Raw genomic sequence first — 18,769 nt, 5'->3', positions numbered from 1 at the left:
ATCAGGTCTCCTCTTCTTCCTTGCTGCGAGTCGCTGCGACAAATATTCCACACATCATCTTTCGTTTCCCGCCAATTCCCTGTTCTTGCAAGGTTAAGGAATCTTCTGGGTTGAGTTCGCTGATTTTTATGCCAAATCCTCTAACTTTAAACTGTTTTCCTTGTTTATTGATGGTTAATTGTCTTCGTTGAGGCGTTCCATCTTGTCGGGTAAGAAGTTCAATTTTTCCTTGTATTCCTAAATTATCCAGTTGCCGTTGCACAGCTTCAAGAAAGTTAGTAGAGTCTTGAAACCCTTTAATTATGACTAATCTGGAATAGACACTTTCTGAAGAAATTAATGGTTTGTAGTCGGGAATATCTAGTTGATAGGAATTTTTATCTATATGAAAAGCTTGACCCGCTAAATAAGGATAAACTAAAGGAATTTGTTGATGATAAATCCGAATTTTTAGACGAGATTGAGCAGTGAGTTCAAGCAAATTGTTCCTGTCCGGTATTCCAGCAATCGGATGAATACCAATAGACTTTAGTTCGTGAAGGCTAGGACAAATCCTGGACAAAGCACTATAGATAGCATAACCATTATCAAGAGGAATCGGTGCGCCTCTCAGCTTAAACGTTAAGTCTACATATTCCTCACTATGAAGTAATATGGCTACCATAGATGGAAATTCCCAGAAAAATTTAAAAATGTCAGAGTTTGTTTAATACATCAACATCCTCTTGTGCAAAATTGCCCTCATCGCCAACTACTTTGGTTAGAGTGGCAGCTTAGGCTATTGTTCGCAATGTTCTCACTGATTAGGAGGAGCTTCCAATACTCCAGTAATTACTCAGAACAGAGAGATAGCCGAAAGTTTCTATCCCATACCAGCATGAACCGCTTCTGCTCTATTCTAGAAAAATTCGGTGCTTTCCTGCTTTCTATGCTTGATTGGACTCACGGCAAGCTTATCCTTCCAATTTGGACTAGCGGCAAATTTATGGTTCCAAACTGTCAATTTCATCCAAAATTAGCTGACGCAAGAATGAGGGTTATAGTGTTGTTGACGGCAAAGTTATGGTTCCAGTCGCGGCAAACTTATGGGTAAAGTCACACTTAGCCCTATTGAATGGGAGCGATCGCAGCCAAGGCCAATCCAATTCGCGGCTAGACAAAGTTTTGTCCGCCTGTACGGACAACGGGTTGGAGTGATGAGGTTAATTTACGGCTGAGGCATTGCACCAAAATACTGTAAGTTACTATTTCATCCCCTTTGATTGTGGTGTAGAACAAAATGGATATAGGTTTGTAGCCCACTCAGCGAACAAAAACGGGAGATACTCCTATGACAGCACTTACATTAAACCTCAATTCTGTAATTAAACTGACAAGAGAGCAATTTTATCAATTGTGTGTAGAAAATCCCGATTTAAAATTAGAACGCAATGCCCAAGGAGAATTGATTATAATGCCGCCTACAGGAGGAGAAACAGGAAAAAGTAATTCTGCTATTAACGCTCAAATATGGTTCTGGAACGACCAAAATCAATTGGGCGAAGTTTTTGATTCATCAACTGGATTTACTTTACCTTCGGGGGCTGACCGTTCTCCAGATGTTTCTTGGGTAGAAAAATCTCGTTGGGATGCTTTGACTAAAGAGCAAAGAGAAAAATTTATTCCCATCTGTCCTGATTTTGTTATCGAGATCCTCTCACCTAATGACAGCTTGAAAAAAACTCAGAATAAGATGCAAGAGTATATCGAAAATGGTTGTCGTCTAGGTTGGTTGATAAACAGAAAAAAACAGGAAGTAGAAATTTATCGTCCAGGACAGGATGTGGACGTTTTAAAATTACCTCAAATTCTTGACGGGGAAGGTACTTTACCTGGTTTTGTACTCAATATGCAACGAATTTGGTAAAAGCTCAACGAAGAGACAGGGGACAGGCTTGCCGTAAGCGTAGCCGAACGAGAGCAGGGGGAAATGACCACTTCTCTATTTGCTTTCTCAACCTGCTTCACAAAGGATGCTCGTCTTGCAAAAGACTTTGGATAATTTATTTCTTGATAATCTTTAACGTGAGTTCGACTCTGATTCAACCTTGGCTTGATTCGCCAACTCTTTCGCTCTCGCCTGGGAATCAAACTTTAATTTATTATTCCACTGCTGCGCTTTGCCAAACTTATTAACAGCACCATTAATATCATTATTTCGCGCTAAATTCTCACCTTGGATGACTAACGTTGTCGCCCCTTGCGCCAAACGAGATGGAGTTTGGCACGATTGCAACTCTTCTAACACTTCTGGATGGCCAATGAAGTAATTATTTAGCAAGTTGCAACCACTAAGTAATAAATTATCGAAATCCAAATCCCATAAAATTATTGTCTTGTCATAACTTGCAGAAGCTAACTGTTGTCCATTGGGGCTGTAGGCGACGCTAATGACCGCATCGCTATGACCAGTCAGGGATTTGAGGAGTTGACCACTGCTGACATCCCAGATTTTGATCGTCTTGTCATCACTTGCAGAAGCTAACTGTTGTCCATTGGGGCTGTAGGCGACGCTAATGACCTGACTGCTATGACCAGTCAGGGATTTGAGGAGTTGACCACTGCTGACATTCCAGATTTTGATCGTCTTGTCAAAACTAGCAGAAGCTAACTGTTGTCCATTGGGGCTGTAGGCGACGCTAGTGACCACACTGCTATGACCAGTCAGGGTTTTCAGGAGTTGACCACTGCTGACATTCCAGATTTTGATCGTCTTGTCAGAACTAGCAGAAGCTAACTGTTGTCCATTGGGGCTGTAGGCGACGCTAGTGACAAAACTGCTATGACCAGTCAGGGTTTTCAGGAGTTGACCACTGCTGACATTCCAGATTTTGATCGTCTTGTCAGAACTAGCAGAAGCTAACTGTTGTCCATTGGGGCTGTAGGCGACGCTAAAGACCCTACTGCTATGACCAGTCAGGGTTTTTAGGAGTTGACCACTGCTGACATCCCAGATTTTGATCGTCTTGTCAAAACTAGCGGAAGCTAACTGTTGTCCATTGGGGCTGTAGGCGACGCTAAAGACCACACTGCTATGACCAGTCAGGCTTTTCAGGAGTTGACCACTGCTGACATCCCAGATTTTGATCGTCTTGTCAGCACTTGCAGAAGCTAAGTGTTGTCCATTGGGGCTGTAGGCGACGCTAATGACCCCACTGCTATGACCAGTCAGGGATTTGAGGAGTTGACCACTGCTGACATCCCAGATTTTGATCGTCTTGTCAGCACTTGCAGAAGCTAAGTGTTGTCCATTGGGGCTGTAGGCGACGCTAAAGACGGTACTGCTATGACCAGTCAGGGATTTGAGGAGTTGACCACTGCTGACATCCCAGATTTTGATCGTCTTGTCATCACTTGCAGAAGCTAACTGTTGTCCATTGGGGCTGTAGGCGACGCTATAGACCTCACTGCTATGACCAGTCAGGGATTTGAGGAGTTGACCACTGCTGACATTCCAGATTTTGATCGTCTTGTCAAAACTAGCAGAAGCTAACTGTTGTCCATTGGGGCTGTAGGCGACGCTAATAACGTAATTGCTATGACCAGTCAGGGATTTGAGGAGTTGACCACTGCTGACATCCCAGATTTTGATTGTGTTGTCAAAACTAGCAGAAGCTAACTGTTGTCCATTGGGGCTGTAGGTGACGCTATAGACGGTACTGCTATGACCAGTCAGGGATTTGAGGAGTTGACCACTGCTGACATTCCAGATTTTGATCGTCTTGTCAAAACTAGCAGAAGCTAACTGTTGTCCATTGGGGCTGTAGGCGACGCTAATGACCGTACTGCTATGACCAGTCAGGGTTTTCAAGAGTTGACCACTGCTGACATCCCAGATTTTGATCGTCTTGTCATCACTTGCAGAAGCTAACTGTTGTCCATTGGGGCTGTAGGCGACGCTTCTGACGGTACTGCTATGACTAGTCAGGGATTTGAGGAGTTGACCACTGCTGACATCCCAGATTTTGATCGTGTTATCAGCACTAGCAGAAGCTAACTGTTGTCCATTGGGGCTGTAGGCGACGCTAATGACCGTACTGCTATGACCTTCTAAAGTATTCACTTCGATCGCACGGTTTTCTTTCTTTTCATTTGGCTTTAAATAAACCGCTTGCTGTAAAGTTGCCACAGTTTGCATTAAGATATCGCTTCTGTGCTGCGCCCAAATTGTATGCTTGAGTTTGCTACCTGCTTTTAAGGCTGCTATTAAAGCATCTGGGTATTGTCCAGAGACAGCAAAGGCTTCAGAAGAAGTATTGATGGCGCTAATTTGATTAACATTTGCCTCTAGTGACCACTGGAATGTTGCTGCTGCTAAAGCAGCAAATCCTAAACCTGCGGCCACAGTACCAAAAAGGGCGCGTTTGAGAAAGCTATTTAGTTTCGCCTCACTCAGTTTTCTTTCTTTTCGTTCCTTTTCCAGTTCCGCCATCACCTGTTTTAACTTCGGTTCCTGTTGCTGGCGGATAAAAGCGGCGATGTAGTCATGTACTAATTGATAACGGTCGGCGGGGTTTTCTGGTAGCAAAACCACTAAGCCGGATTGGACAAAAATTTCTAAAATCAAATCTAATTTACTGATTTCAGAAGCTTGTTTCGCCCTAGCTTCCGATCCCCCCGCCTGCGGCGACCCCCTTAAAAAGGGGGTTGAAAGAATAAAGCCCCCCTTTTTAAGGGGGGTTGGGGGGATCTCCGAGAAGTACGGCTCAAAATCTGCTTTCAATTCAGCGCGAGTCTTTAAAGGGCGCGTTCCTTTTTCATCCGTCAGCAAATACAGTAATATGTCTGCTGCTTGGTGATTTTCTTCACCACAATCATTAACAACTTCATGCAAATAACGCTTAACCAATTCGTCCTTAGTGCCACGCTGCCGATATTCTGCCAGAGTTGTAATATTCTCCGTTTGCAGTTGCGCCCCTACAACCTGCAACTCAATAGGACGAACTTCGCCCAATTCTCCGGCTAAATCTTGTACCAGTTGTTCAACTAAAGCAGGTTCTAAATGAAAACTAGTATTTTCAGTTAAACGCTGAATAATTGACTTGGTATCAGCAGGTGAGAAGTTCCCCAACTTGTAAAGTACATTATTACTGAGAATGTCATTGCCAATAATCTTCAGACTGGACAAATCATTGCACTCCAGCAAGTAATGGATGTAATCCACCCGCAGCGATAAGATAACTTTCACCGATAGAACATTCAAACACTCTCCCAGAAACTCAAAGAATTGCTTTCTTTGCGCAGGTTCGGTGTAAACAAAGAAAAATTCCTCAAATTGATCGAAAATTAACACCGTGCGGAGGTTACACTGTTCGTTTTCTTTGAGTTTGGATATTAAATATTGCGTAGTTCCGAGTTCTGAAGGTGAAAGTTGACCTTCCGAGGGTGGAAGTTGACCTTCTGAAGATGAAAGTTGACCTTCTGAAGGTGAAAGTTGACCTTCTGAGGGTGGAAGTTGACCTTCTGAGGCTCGACGTTGACCTTCTGAGGGTGAACGTTGACCTTCTGAGGATGAAAGTTGACCTTCTGAGGGTGAACGTTGACCTTCTGAGGGTGGACGTTGACCTTCTGAGGGTGAACGTTGACCTTCTGAGGATGAACGTTGACCTTCTGAGGGTGAACTTCCAAGTTCAAAGGTCGAAACTTGAAGTTCTAACTCCCCCTCATCCCCTTCTCCCCTGCCCCCTGCCCCCTGCCCCCTGCCCTCATCCCCTTCATTCCCCAAAAGCCTCCCCAACTCTTCCGCCCAGTTAGTATAAACCCGCATTACCACCGGCATATAATCTTGAACACCGATCGCTTTATCCTTTAAAGCTGGCACTAGTCCCGCATTCACCAGGGAACTTTTGCCTACACCTGATTGCCCATGAATTACTATCAACTTATAATCAGGGCGACCCATGCGTTCAATCAAACGTTCTACATCCAACAGGCGACCAGATGCAGCAATTTCTGGGGCAATGTTTCCTTGAGGAGAGTTTGAGCGCAATGTCTCTACAAATGCCTGCTTTGTCGCTTCTAACCTACCCGCACCAATAAAAGCCCGCAAGCCAAATTGTTGTTCAATGGAACGCTGTTGCTGTTTGATTTTGTATGCTTTGAGATATTCTTTCTGCTCAAAATAAAGCTGCTGCAAAAATCTGATAATATCCAAGTAAAGTCTGACATTTTTTAAAGGATTACCCACATCTCTAGCAGTTTCTAAGCTGAGAGTTGCCTGTTGAAGTTGACCTAAATGGTATTGAGAACGACCTAAAATAAATCGATATAAACTCAAATCTTTTGATTTTATATCTATTTCGGAAATCTCAGATCCAACCCCTGATATACTCGCTGATTCCACATTGGGAATTGTAATAAAAACTTTCAAGGCTTGCTGAACAAGCTGATTTGCTTCAACCCAATTTTTTTTAGCCAAAGCCACCTCAGCTAAAAAGCCGTAATCTTTGGCTAATTCCCTTAGCTGGTTATTAGTTTGATGTACTACTAAAGCTTTTTCTGTAAGACTCTGCAAAGCTTCCCACTTTTGCAAGTCTCGCAAGATATCGCCGAATTTAACTACTGCATTAGCAATTAAATCTGGTTGAGAATATGGAAAACCTTTCTCCAAACCTCTCTCCTGCAAAGAGAGAGGCTTTGAATTCTCCCCATTCCTTAATAGGGAAGGGAGTTGGGGGGTTAGGTTTCGCCTTAACTTTTCCAGATTAGGTGAAAAGTCAGTTAAATCTGGAGTTCGTAACTGGTTAATACAATTTATATACTCTTGAATATAATGCCAAGTCACTTGCCAATCGGGATGATTGATATCTTGATGTTTAAAAGCTTTGAGATAATAACAAAAGCTAATTTCACCGAGGATTTTTATCTGATGTTCTATATTATTACTTTGCTGCCATAGCTCAAAAGCTTTGTGATAATGCTGTAGCGCCAAATCTTTTTGATTATTTATCTGTTTGATAAAACCTAACAAAGATTCTAAATTAGCTTGAATTTCTAAATTATAAACATCTGGCTTTTTAAGTAATTCTCTTTGTGCTGTTTCTAGCTCATCTTCCAGTTTAAGATATACATTGACGCTAAAATTTAATTCATTGGTAAACCATTGATTAGCCGTTTGGATAACAAAATCTACTAATTGTTGTGTTGATATATCAAAATTTCTCGTAGTTGCCCAACTTTCCAAATCTGGCGCAAGCTGTATTAGTTGTTTGTAGATTTCATCGTCAATCCAGAATACTAAGGGAAAAGAAAAATTCTTGCGAAACTCTTCCCGCACCTGATTTGCAGAAGTTAACATTACAGACAAATTCTGCACTGATTCTAAACCCACAACCATTACACAGGCTGGTATTTGTTCGCCGAATTCTTCCTGAATCGCAGTATAAAGAGTTCTGTTCGATTGCTGCACCGCCAAGACACAAATTTCGACTTGACAAATTTCTTGCAGTCTGGAGATTAAGCGATCGCGCAAACTAACATAATTACATCGGGCCAAAATCAGCTTAAACTGTCCCACAGAGGACTCAATCGCCCAAGCTAATTGTTGCAATCCCTTTTCATTTTCAGGTTGCTGTGAATCTGTCATACCAATTTGGAATTTGGGATTTTGGATTAAAAAAGCCAGGGCGAATAGTAGATGTGGGGTGTGTACCGCGAAGCATAACGCACCGGAAACCGGAGATGGTGCTTACGGAAGCCGTAACACACCCTACCGTTAAGAAAGGTTCAACTCCCTGGCTTCTGCCAAAACGGGATTAACATCAAACCAAGACTCGCCACTATCGCGATATTCAAAGACAAACCGACTGCGGATCAGTTTTTGATATCCCTGGTCATCACTCACCTTTTTCCTTTCCTTGACATGACGTAACAATTGCCACTCATCCTCAGAAATCGGCAACATTATTTCATTCCGCCGCGAACGAATAACTTGCTCTAAGGTTTCACGGGTTAAAGGAAGACTCATTTCTTCCATAATCCAAGTATTCAGCAGCCTCAGCACATCGCGCACATGACCACCGCTCATTTGACATAAACGCTCAAGGCTAGCAGCACTATCAAAAATCTCAGTAACTTGATTTAAACGCTCTTCTGGTGTCAAATCAGGGAAAGCTCTAGCTAGTACCAATTGCTGCATGAGTGACATTCCCTGTGTATGAACGCTGCCATCAGCCCATTGGATAGGAACCATTGGTAACACCTTGGGGTCTTCTGGGAAACGCTGAGTCAGCATTCCATAATCGTTGGAAAACTTCAAAGATAAGGGCATGGTGTAGATGAGATGACAATTCAGCTTCGTCAAAAACTCACCTTGATCGACAAATAAATATTCTTGCTGCGGACGACCCCAAGGTTTGGCACGATTATCTATGCGGTCAAGATTATCGACAATTACCACCAGACCATTTTTACCCTGCTGTTTGAGTTTAGCGATCGCAGGTTCTAATAATTCTTGATTAATCGCTTCCAGTAGCTTAGTTTTTTGCGGTGCTAAATACTGATTGAGTTTTTCTCGCAGCGCTGGGTCATTTTTCATCTTCGCGGTGATTTCACCAATACCCACAGACAGAGAAAACTTATCTTTATCTGCCGATAAACCGACATCACCAACCCCCGGAAGCTTAACTTTTCCCGCCGTCACCTCAGCGTTTAAGACCTTCCAAGCACCTTGCAGCAACTCATTAAACTTGTTGGGTGACTCCAGTGTAATTTTATCCAAACTTTGACTTACACGCCGAGCGATCGCTAGCAGCACATCAGCAATATCAACATCGGTCATTTCCAGGTCATCACTGGACTCAAAATAGACCACATGGAAACCTAACTTTTCCAGTTCTGCCTGTAACCGTAATAGTTCTGTCGATTTTCCACAACCAATATGCCCAGTAAATAAAGTGCAAGTGGGTTCATTCGGCTTAAAAAAAGTAATTTTCTGCTTCAGCTTGCCAAGAATATCACCACCTCGTACCGAGGAAAAATCTATGTAATACTTGCCATCAGAGCTATTGCTGACAAACAGAGTTCTGCTGGGATCGCTAGCCTGATAAAATTCCCGTAAATCTATGGGCATAATCTGGTAGTGCAATTATCTCGTATTGTCTTAACATATCCTTGTTGAAAAGGATGAAGTTATTTACATCTTTGCACCTCAATATTTCGGATTTACTGCGTCAAAAGTGACATTTTCTCTCTGACTCTGTGTTCTCTGCGCCTCTGCGGTTCGTTAAAAAAGAATAAAACCACTGAAGCACAAAGGGCACAGAGAAATAAAATGTAACTATATGAAGCGATCTGCAAAAATCCAGACTTTTTTTTGATACTATTTAAGACCGGACTCTTTAAATACTGATTGACGTATGAGCAAAGGTACCCTGTTTGATAAAGTTTGGGACTTACACACCGTCGGTACACTTCCCTCAGGGCTGACGCAACTATTTATCGGGCTTCATTTAATTCATGAAGTCACCAGTCCCCAAGCCTTTGCTATGTTACGCGAGAGAAGTCTAAAAGTACTGTTTCCAGAGCGGACTGTCGCCACAGTCGATCATATTGTGCCCACAGAAAACCAGGCGCGTCCCTTTGTGGATAGCTTGGCAGAGGAAATGATTCAGGCGCTCGAACAAAATTGTCAAGAAAATAACATAACTTTTTACAATATTGGTTCTGGTAGCCAGGGTATAGTTCACGTGATCGCTCCCGAACTCGGACTGACTCAGCCAGGAATGACGATCGCTTGTGGAGATAGCCATACTTCCAGTCATGGTGCATTTGGTGCGATCGCATTTGGTATCGGTACTAGCCAAGTCCGGGATGTTCTCGCTTCCCAAACCCTCGCCCTCTCGAAATTGAAAGTCCGCAGAATCGAAGTTAACGGCACTCTCAACCCAGGAGTTTACGCTAAAGATGTGATCCTGCATATTATCCGCACCCTTGGCGTGAAAGGTGGCGTAGGCTATGCTTACGAATTTGCAGGGACGACATTCGAGCAAATGAATATGGAAGAGAGGATGACTGTCTGCAATATGGCGATCGAAGGCGGTGCTAGATGCGGCTACGTCAATCCCGATCGAGTCACTTATGATTACCTCAAAGGCAGAGATTTTGCACCCAAAGATGCAGATTGGGATAAAGCAGTGGCTTGGTGGAATTCCATCAAGAGCGATGCTGATGCCCAATATGATGATGTAGTGGTATTCGACGCTGCCGAAATTCCCCCTACCGTCACCTGGGGAATTACTCCCGGTCAAGGTATCGGTGTCCACCAATCAGTACCTCAACCAGAAGAACTGCTGGAAGAAGACCGATTTATTGCCGAAGAAGCTTACCGCTACATGGATTTATATCCCGGTCAACCGATCAAGGGCACTAAAATCGATGTCTGCTTTATTGGTAGTTGCACCAACGGTAGAATTAGTGATTTGCGAGAAGCGGCGAAAATTGCCAAAGGTCGCCACGTTGCAGAAGGAATTAAAGCCTTTGTTGTCCCTGGTTCGGAAAGGGTGAAAGAAGAGGCGGAAGCTGAAGGACTAGATAAAATCTTTCAAGAAGCCGGATTTGAGTGGCGCGAACCGGGATGTTCTATGTGCTTGGCGATGAACCCCGATAAGCTACAAGGAAGACAAATCAGCGCTTCTTCCTCCAACCGCAACTTTAAAGGCAGACAGGGTTCCTCCTCCGGTCGGACATTGTTAATGAGTCCGGCGATGGTCGCCACTGCTGCCATTAAAGGCGAAGTCTCTGATGTCCGTGAACTCTTGTAATTATAGAGGGGCATTGGGAATGGGGAAAGGGAAAGGGGTAAGGGGGAAAGGTTAAATTTATCCTTTTACCCTTTACCCTTTAACCTTTTCCCCTGCCCCTCACCTCCCCTAGTCCCCAGTCCCTTTTTCAACAGTCTGTCATTGAAAGAATAGATAAAGTTTATGGTGAGTGAAGTTAAAACAGTTTCAGGGCGCGGTATCCCCTTAGTAGGCAATGATATAGATACCGATCGCATCATTCCCGCGCGATATTTGAAAGCCGTTACCTTCAATGGGTTAGGCGAAGGCGCATTTATTGATGACCGCACAGCACTCAAAGGCGAACATCCCTTTGACCAACCCCAATACAAAGGGGCGAATATTTTAATAGTCAACCGTAACTTTGGCTGTGGTTCATCGCGGGAACATGCACCCCAAGCGATCGCAAAATGGGGAATCCAAGCTTTAATCGGTGAAAGCTTCGCAGAAATCTTTTTCGGTAACTGTGTAGCAATGGGCATACCTTGTCTGACAGCCGATGCTGCTGATGTTAAACAACTACAAGAGTTAGTTGCTGCCAATCCTCAAGCCGCCGTGACAGTGAATCTGGAAACCTTGCAAGTGGAAATTGGCGATTATATTGTTTCAGTTGCGATCGGTGAAGGTACAAGAAGCACATTTATTTCTGGAACTTGGGATGCTTGCGGTCAGTTAGTAGCTAACGCTGACCAAGTTCGAGCAACAGCTACAAAATTACCCTACGTCGGTTGGAGCAATTTAGCCGCAAGTTAGGATTCTCTTATTCCCTGGCTCTGCTGGGGAATGTTAATTTATAGATTTTACCTACATTATTTCAGATTTGGCATAGTAGATATATAGCCAAGTAATTCTAGACTATGCCATTAATAAACCCTCCTCTCACTAAAGAAGATTTTATTAACTCTCGCTGGCAGGACGTGATTAATAGCAGCGAGAGAAAAGAGTGTAGTGCTTACAACAGAGTCTTCTGGAACAAGGCACGGGAAGCAAAAGAGGCAGGAAATGTCAGAGAACAGTCTGTCTTTGAGATTCTGGCGTTCGTAACCGGTGCTGCAATCAAGCCAGAATCAACAGAGAAGTTTTTTGCTGAAGTTTTCCAAAATCTTACTGATGAACATTTAAATTTTCTTACTGAAATTGCTCCTGAAGTATCAGATCCAGAACTTCAAGCACGAATTGCGGACATTCTCTGGGTCAAAAAGCACAATTATCGGATGGCACAGTTAGCAGTTACAGCCTACTTACAATCCGCCACAGAATTAGAAGATCCTGAAAAATGGAGTCGGTGTTTCGAGAGGATTGAACGGGCACTTCGGCTAGCACGCAAAATTAATTATCAAGCTGAAGTAGTTGTTGCACACATAGAGGCAGTCCTTGAGCGCTACAACGGAGAAGATCCACTGTGGCTGTCAGCAAAGCTTATGGAGCTTTTGCAAGAATACAAACTCGGTAATCCAACTAAATATGCTGCTCTTGCTGAGAAAGCTGCAACCTTAGCAGAATCAAACAATGATTGGCGTAGGGCTAGAAATTATTGGGAAATTAAAGCACAATGGCATCGTTTTGAAAAAGATGAACAGAAGGAACGTACAGCGCAAATGCAGGCGGCTGAAACTTATATAAAAGAAGCTGAAGATAGCCTTAAGGGTACAGATCCAAGCTATCTGCGTGCATCACATTTTATGGAGAAAGCTTTTGAAGCTTTTATGAATGTTCGAGGTACTAAGGAAGAAACTATCGCTGCAAAGGAAAAAGCTGAGGAGGTTCGCAAGCTTCTTAGCCAGTATCAGGAGCAATCTTTAAATGAGTTAGTTCCGATTTCTCATGAGACAGATATTAGTGTTCAGGTTGAGATAGCCAAATCACGCGTCAAAGGTAAAGAATTTTCTAATGCACTCTTTTATCTAGCATTTTTGGGGGCACCACCTAAAGTCTCTCACCTCCAACAAGAAGTGTTGGAAATAGCTGTTGAAAATCCTATCTATCATTTATTTCCATCTGTAAAGATTAATGAGATGGGTAAAGTTGTAGCTCGTCAACCCAAGTCAGCTTTATCCAATGATCCAGAGGAGGTAGAAAGAGCAATTCGTTTTGAGATGTATAAAAATGCAATTTTCTATCAACAACTTCACACCCTAGCTTATATCGAACCAGCCAGGTATCAAATAAATATGGAACATAGTGTAGAAGTAAAAGACTTATTTCCATTTGTTTCAAACAACTTCTTTGTGCCACCTGGGAGAGAATATCAGTTTGCAAAAGGGCTTTACGCTGGACTAATCGGAGACTTCTTCACATCCACTCATATTCTCATTCCTCAAATTGAAAATTCTATCCGTTATTTACTCCGAAGGCAGGGTGCGTTACCCTCAAAAATTGATATTGATAAGGGAATTGAAGATGAACGCGATTTGAATACTACTCTTTTCCCTCGCAACTATCCACAAATAAACTCAATTTTTGATGAAGATACACTTTTTGATCTCCAAGGCTTGCTAATTGAACGTTCCGGTTCAAATTTAAGAAACCGCATGGCTCACGGTTTAATTAATGATAGTGAGTTCAACAGCCCTATCATGTCTTACTTATGGTGGGTTACATTACGGCTTTGTTGTTTGCCAATGTTAAAACATGAACAACAGGTTGAAGAGTCTAATCCTTGGGTTAAGTTTGATGGTATTTTCAAAGATGACCCACTTTTTGATGATTTTCTAGAAGATATGGATGCAAATCGATGTGAATTAGATGCAGAAATCGCTGCTTATGAAGCTTCTTTAGAGGAGAATCAGTCAGCTTGAGTCAATATATCCTCGATACCGATCATGTTACTCTTTCTCAACATGGTAATTCTCAAATTCTACAACGCGCTCAAGTTGTTGGCAGTTCCAATATATTTGTTACGACAGTTACACTCGAAGAACAATTAAAAGGCAGATTAGCTTCTATCAGTAAATGTGCTAATAAACCACAATTTTTAGCAGTTGCTCATAGAAATTTGCGAATAACCCAGATTTACTTTTGTAGTATGAATTTGCTGGAGTTTGATGAGGCGGCATACAATTGCTACCAAAGTTTGCGCTGGCAAAAAATTCAGATAGGTACACAAGACTTAAGAATTGCTGCGATCGCTCTGGCTAACCAGTCAATTATCGTTACGCGTAATCACAAAGATTTTAGCAAAGTTCCTAATTTATCTCTTCAAGATTGGACTATGGATGGGTATTGTTAAAAACACATGAAACTAAATCATGTGTTGAATATAATGCCTATTACACTAGGTAAGATACTGATTGCACTTTTTGTCCTAACGCTTGAAATTATTTTTTGGCATTGCTTTTAATGAAATTTGGATCTTCTGATAAAAGTGATTGACGATTGTGCAATCAATACATTTGAAGCAATGTATGTACTTAGCAACTAGGTGGTAAATTTAACAAGTAGGTATTTAATCCTCGCAGAGCAGAAGCACTATTTTGAACTTTAGCGAAAATCGTTCAATCAGTCGAAAGCTAGTTTGCAAAAGGCATTCACGAGTTAATCTTTCTTTTTGAAATGACGTGAAAAGTCAGCATACAGTCAGGTATGTCTCTAAAATTCATAGTGAAGAAGTTTTACAAAAACTAATTTCTGCATAAAAGAAGAAAATATCTCTGATTAATACTTAGCAGCTAAAAACTATAAGTTTTCTAGTTCATAGAGAAAAACTAGTAATTCCATACATTTCTTAAAAATGAAGTACTAGTAACTCATTGTTCGCTTAAAGAAATTAAGAATTAGGAGTATTAATCATGGCAGTAACTTGGATTCCAGGCCCAGGCCCGACTAATGGAGCAGATGTAGGTATTAGTAATGCCGCTTCTGATAACTTCAATGGTTTGGATGGAAATGACAGCCTTTTCGGAAATGCTGGTAATGACCTGTTACGAGGTGGGGATGGTATTGACTTTCTATCCGGTGGGAACGGGAATGATACCCTAATCGGAGATCGTGGTAACGACACCTTCATCGGTGGAAACGGCAACGATCGCCTGATCTGGAACAATGGTGACGGTAGCGATAGAATGAGCGGTAATACTGGCTTTGACGTGGTTGAGGTCAACGGCGCAGGTGTGGGAGACAACTTCCGCCTAGAACAAGATGCTCAAGGCAGAGCAATCTTTGATCGCCTGAACCTGGTTCCCTTCACTCTGACTGTAGACAGTGCAGAGAGGTTTGAAATTAATGGTGGGGGTGGTGATGACACCCTCGATGTCAACAACCTGTCAGGAACTTCTGTAAATGCAGTCTGGTTCACAGGCGGGGCTGGAAATGACTTGCTTGATGGTAGTGGTACAGCGACACCGTTAAGAGCCTTGGGTGGTGAGGATAATGACAGCCTGACAGGTGGTACTGGCAATGATAACCTCTATGGTGATACAGGTAATGACCTGTTACGAGGTGGGGATGGTATCGACTTTTTATCTGGTGGGGACGGCAACGATACTATACTCGGAAATCGTGGCAACGACACCTTTACTGGCGGAAACGGCAACGATCGCCTGATCTGGAACAATGGTGACGGTAGCGATAGAATCAGTGGTAATGCTGGCTTTGACGTGGTTGAGGTCAACGGCGCAGGTGTGGGAGACAACTTCCGCCTAGAACAAGATGCTCAAGGCAGAGCAATCTTCGATCGTCTGAACTTGGTTCCCTTCACTCTGACTGTAGACAGTGCAGAGAGGTTTGAAATCAATGGTGGTGGCGGTGATGACATCCTCGATGTCAACAACCTGTCAGGAACTTCTGTAAATGCAGTCTGGTTCACAGGCGGGGCTGGCAATGACTTCCTTGATGGTAGTGGCACAACGACACCGTTGAGAGCTTTCGGTGGTGAGGGGAATGACGTTCTCTATGGTGGTGCTGGCAATGACTTACTCTATGGAGATGCTGGTAATGATATTTTACGAGGTGGTAAAGGTAATGACATTCTGACTGGTGGTGCTGGTAGCGATCGCTTTGTATTCAACTCAGGTGCTGGGTACAATGGTGCCGATCTCGGTGTAGATAAAATTACTGACTTCAGCTACTTTAGCGATAAAATTGTCCTTGATAAGACAACTTTTACCGGACTCAATAATCTGTCCCAAATTAAGATAGTAGCTAATGATGCAGCAGCTGCAACTAGCTCTGGACTCATTACTTACAGTCTTGGAACTGGCAACTTGTTCTTCAACCAAAACTTGACATCACCAGGCTATGGGACAGGTAGTTTGTTTGCCAACATTGATAACGATAACAATCAATTCACAGCCCCACCATTATTATCAGCGACAAACTTTGAGATTGTTGCATAAACATTTCTCAAAATCCATAGAAGCTAAGGCATGTCTGCAAGCTGACAGCTAAATCCAAATTAGCAATCATCAATATTACTAATTTGGGATAATTGAATCCTCCTCATACTTCAAGGATGGGGAGGATTATACAGCAGTTTTCTTTGCATGAAGTACGAGGCTGCAAAGGCGTAGTCAGCCGTAGACATTAGACCTCTTGCAAAAATATGTTTTTGCACTTTTAGGGAAAAGGTTTTGGTTAAAGGGAAAGGATTTTGAGTTTCTTTACCCTTTTCCCCTTGCCCTTTATCCTGACAAATGCCAACCAAGAAGTCTATTGCTTTGGAAAATGAGGCAATTTTGGGCGATCTAAAATATTCCAAAAAAGTTCCTAATTTATGTATTGAAAGTTAGATTATAAATGGATATTCTTCAAAATACAGCTTTATTTATCTACATAAAAAGTTAATTCTAAGATAAAGTTTATTCAAATATCATCTTTGTAAATAAGTTAAAATTTGCTGTAACATAATAATAGGAAGATTTTGTAACCTAATAAATCGATTAATATGCGTTTACCTACCATCATCAGTGCAACCCTATTGCTTTCTTTAAGTATGAACCTACCAGCTATATCCGAAACTAGCGTAGAGAAAGCACAATATCAAACGCAAGCGAATAATAGCTTGAATTCAAGACGATTGAAATTTAATAAGCGTTTGTGGGAGCGGGCAAATATAGGAATCCTATTTGATTTTTGAAAAAGATTACGAGAAAATACGGCTGAGTGTACAAGTGTAAGAGTAGACAATGATAAATCAGGATCTACAAACGGCAACACTGCCTGAGACAGTGGCGACTGCGATCGCGGAGTTACAGAATTTTATCGCCACTTGTCGCGATGCCCGTGAGGCAAGAAAAGCCTTGGCAGTCAAATTGGTTTACCAAGATTACTTGTACGAAGAAATCCAAATTATTTTAGATGTGTCTTTAGGCTCGATAACAGGTTGGAAACAGGCCTACGAGCAGAATGGAATTAATGGGCTGTGGTCGAACTACAAAGGCAGGAAAAGCCATCTGAGTGTCGAACAGCGAGAAGAGGTGTTGAGTTGGCTCTCTACAAAGGACTGCTGGGAGCTGGGAGAATTGGAGCATAAACTAGCGTTTGATTATGACGTGGTTTATGAGTCAAAACAAAGTTACTATGACTTATTCGATGCAGCTGACATAAGTTGGAAGAAAACCACAAAGCTAAATCCCAAAGCCAACCCAGATGCTGTTGCAGAAAAAAAAAAGAGATTGAAACATTGTTGGCAAGCAACCGTTCCGAAATCGAAGCCGGATTATTGAGAGTATTGTTAATTGATGAGTGTCATTTAATGTGGGGAGACTTAAGCGGTTATGTCTGGGGGCGAAGTGACGAGGAAATAACGGTTCCAGTCGTAAATGAGCGAGAGAAACAAACATATTACGGAGCAGTTGACTATCTTGAACGAAAATTACTGCTTAAAGCTTACGGCAAGGGAAATTCAGAAAATACTATTGATTATCTGCAATATCTGCTAACTGAGTCTGGCGACCAGCGATTGCTGATTTTTTGGGATGGTGCTACTTACCACCGTTCCAAAGAAATCCAAAGCTTTTTAGACGAACTAAATCAAGGTTTACCACCAGAACAATGGAAAATTCACTGCGTTCGTTTTGCTCCTAATTGTCCAGAGCAAAATCCTATTGAAGATATCTGGTTGCAGGCTAAAACATGGGTTCGACGTTTTTGTGCCTTGATTCCAACATTCTCTCATTTAAAGTGGATGTTTGAGTGGTTTATTCGACACACTACCTTTGATTTCGCCACTCTTCAGATGTACGGAGTCTTTTCAAAAATCAAATAGGAGTCCTATATTTATAACTATAGTATTACGGTTAGCAACAGTTGCTTCTGCATACCAGATGCTAGAGGGCCAGTAGTTATTCGAGTACGTAATGGTCAACCAATTTCAGTCACTTCTGTAGCAACTGGTAAACCAGTTAATCCAGAATTCTTTCAAAAATACGATACAATTCCCGAACTCTTTAATGTGATTCAAGATGCTATCAACCGTAAGGCATTCAACCTGGATGTAGAATACAATGCTAAACTTGGCTATCCCACTAAAATTAATATCGATTACAATAGTCAAATAGCTGATGAAGAAATCTTTTTGACAATTGAGAATTTTCAAGAACTGAAAACTACACGCTAAACTGATTACTTGCGCTTAATCTCGACCGGAAATAGGGGTAAATTAGCAACTCCAAAGCGAGATTTAATACTTAAATTTACCCCAAAAAGCTAATAGCGATCTAATCCGCTTGAGTTAAAGGTCATTCGTGTAGATAATTGGTTTTTCAAGATGCGAGAAATCGCCTCTCTACATCTGGATTTTGTTGCTTATTCTGAACTGTATTGGATAGCTATTAGCTTTTCATAAAAATTAACACTTTGATTAAGTTATATTGATTTTGCGCGACTAATTCTCAATTATTCAATGAATTTGTTGTGTTTGAGGGCTTGACTAAAAACAGCTACTTCTGATAGCCTCAAATTACTCGATAAGATTAGCGCTTGCTGTAAGTTTATGCACTAGTTGCGATCAAAGT

Annotated in this window: 12 protein-coding genes; 9 read left to right on the top strand and 3 right to left on the bottom strand. The window is 42.0% G+C overall.

Annotation, left to right across the window (positions count from 1 at the left end; genetic code table 11):
• Position 1 precedes the first annotated feature (1 nt).
• Positions 2–664, bottom strand: coding sequence for a type I-MYXAN CRISPR-associated protein Cas6/Cmx6 (gene cas6, locus ACR5KR_RS21570; RefSeq protein WP_448267953.1), 663 nt, complete (start codon positions 662–664; stop codon positions 2–4).
• A gap of 421 nt (positions 665–1,085) precedes the next feature.
• Between cas6 and ACR5KR_RS21565 the strand changes: the two genes are divergently transcribed.
• Both ACR5KR_RS21565 and ACR5KR_RS21560 read left to right on the top strand, forming a co-directional pair.
• The gene (locus tag ACR5KR_RS21565) at positions 1,086–1,217 is read left to right on the top strand and encodes a hypothetical protein (RefSeq protein WP_448267952.1); all 132 of its coding nucleotides are present in this window, start codon (positions 1,086–1,088) and stop codon (positions 1,215–1,217) included.
• A gap of 113 nt (positions 1,218–1,330) precedes the next feature.
• Positions 1,331–1,906, top strand: coding sequence for a Uma2 family endonuclease (locus tag ACR5KR_RS21560; RefSeq protein ID WP_448267951.1), 576 nt, complete (start codon positions 1,331–1,333; stop codon positions 1,904–1,906).
• A gap of 153 nt (positions 1,907–2,059) precedes the next feature.
• Here ACR5KR_RS21560 and ACR5KR_RS21555 read toward each other — a convergent pair whose 3' ends face one another.
• Both ACR5KR_RS21555 and ACR5KR_RS21550 read right to left on the bottom strand, forming a co-directional pair.
• On the bottom strand, positions 2,060–7,624 hold the full coding sequence (locus tag ACR5KR_RS21555; RefSeq protein WP_448267950.1) for a WD40 domain-containing protein: 5,565 nt from the start codon (positions 7,622–7,624) through the stop codon (positions 2,060–2,062).
• Between the two features lie 129 nt (positions 7,625–7,753).
• Entirely contained in the window at positions 7,754–9,109 is a 1,356-nt protein-coding gene (locus ACR5KR_RS21550; RefSeq protein ID WP_448267949.1) for an ATP-binding protein, read from the bottom strand.
• Between the two features lie 286 nt (positions 9,110–9,395).
• Here ACR5KR_RS21550 and leuC point away from each other — a divergent pair, with 286 nt between their 5' ends.
• From leuC to ACR5KR_RS21515, 7 genes are all read left to right on the top strand, one after another.
• On the top strand, positions 9,396–10,799 hold the full coding sequence (leuC, locus tag ACR5KR_RS21545) for a 3-isopropylmalate dehydratase large subunit (protein ID WP_448267948.1): 1,404 nt from the start codon (positions 9,396–9,398) through the stop codon (positions 10,797–10,799).
• A gap of 162 nt (positions 10,800–10,961) precedes the next feature.
• Positions 10,962–11,570 (top strand): 3-isopropylmalate dehydratase small subunit, encoded by a 609-nt coding sequence (gene leuD / locus ACR5KR_RS21540; RefSeq protein ID WP_448267947.1) that lies wholly within the window; start codon positions 10,962–10,964, stop codon positions 11,568–11,570.
• A gap of 104 nt (positions 11,571–11,674) precedes the next feature.
• Complete coding sequence (locus ACR5KR_RS21535; protein ID WP_448267946.1) at positions 11,675–13,615, top strand: DUF4209 domain-containing protein; 1,941 nt, start codon at positions 11,675–11,677, stop codon at positions 13,613–13,615.
• Positions 13,612–14,046 (top strand): type II toxin-antitoxin system VapC family toxin, encoded by a 435-nt coding sequence (locus ACR5KR_RS21530; protein WP_448267945.1) that lies wholly within the window; start codon positions 13,612–13,614, stop codon positions 14,044–14,046. Before ACR5KR_RS21535 ends, ACR5KR_RS21530 begins: the two co-directional genes overlap by 4 nt.
• 559 nt (positions 14,047–14,605) lie before the next feature.
• A complete protein-coding gene (locus tag ACR5KR_RS21525) occupies positions 14,606–16,150 on the top strand; it encodes a calcium-binding protein (RefSeq protein WP_448267944.1) in 1,545 nt (514 codons plus the stop codon).
• 789 nt (positions 16,151–16,939) lie between these two features.
• Positions 16,940–18,021, top strand: a protein-coding gene (locus tag ACR5KR_RS21520) for an IS630 family transposase (protein ID WP_448265160.1) whose coding sequence is annotated in 2 segments (ribosomal slippage) — positions 16,940–17,414 and positions 17,414–18,021 — 1,083 coding nt in all. Because the reading frame shifts where the segments join, the coding sequence is not laid out codon by codon here.
• 9 nt (positions 18,022–18,030) lie between these two features.
• Positions 18,031–18,372, top strand: a complete 342-nt coding sequence (locus ACR5KR_RS21515; protein WP_448270287.1) for a DUF6174 domain-containing protein — start codon at positions 18,031–18,033, stop codon at positions 18,370–18,372.
• The last annotated feature ends 397 nt before the right edge of the window (positions 18,373–18,769 follow it).

The organism is Nostoc sp. DSM 114159, from assembly GCF_053470285.1.
Note: the sequence above shows the minus strand (reverse complement) of the source record. Positions and strands in the feature narration are given on the sequence as shown.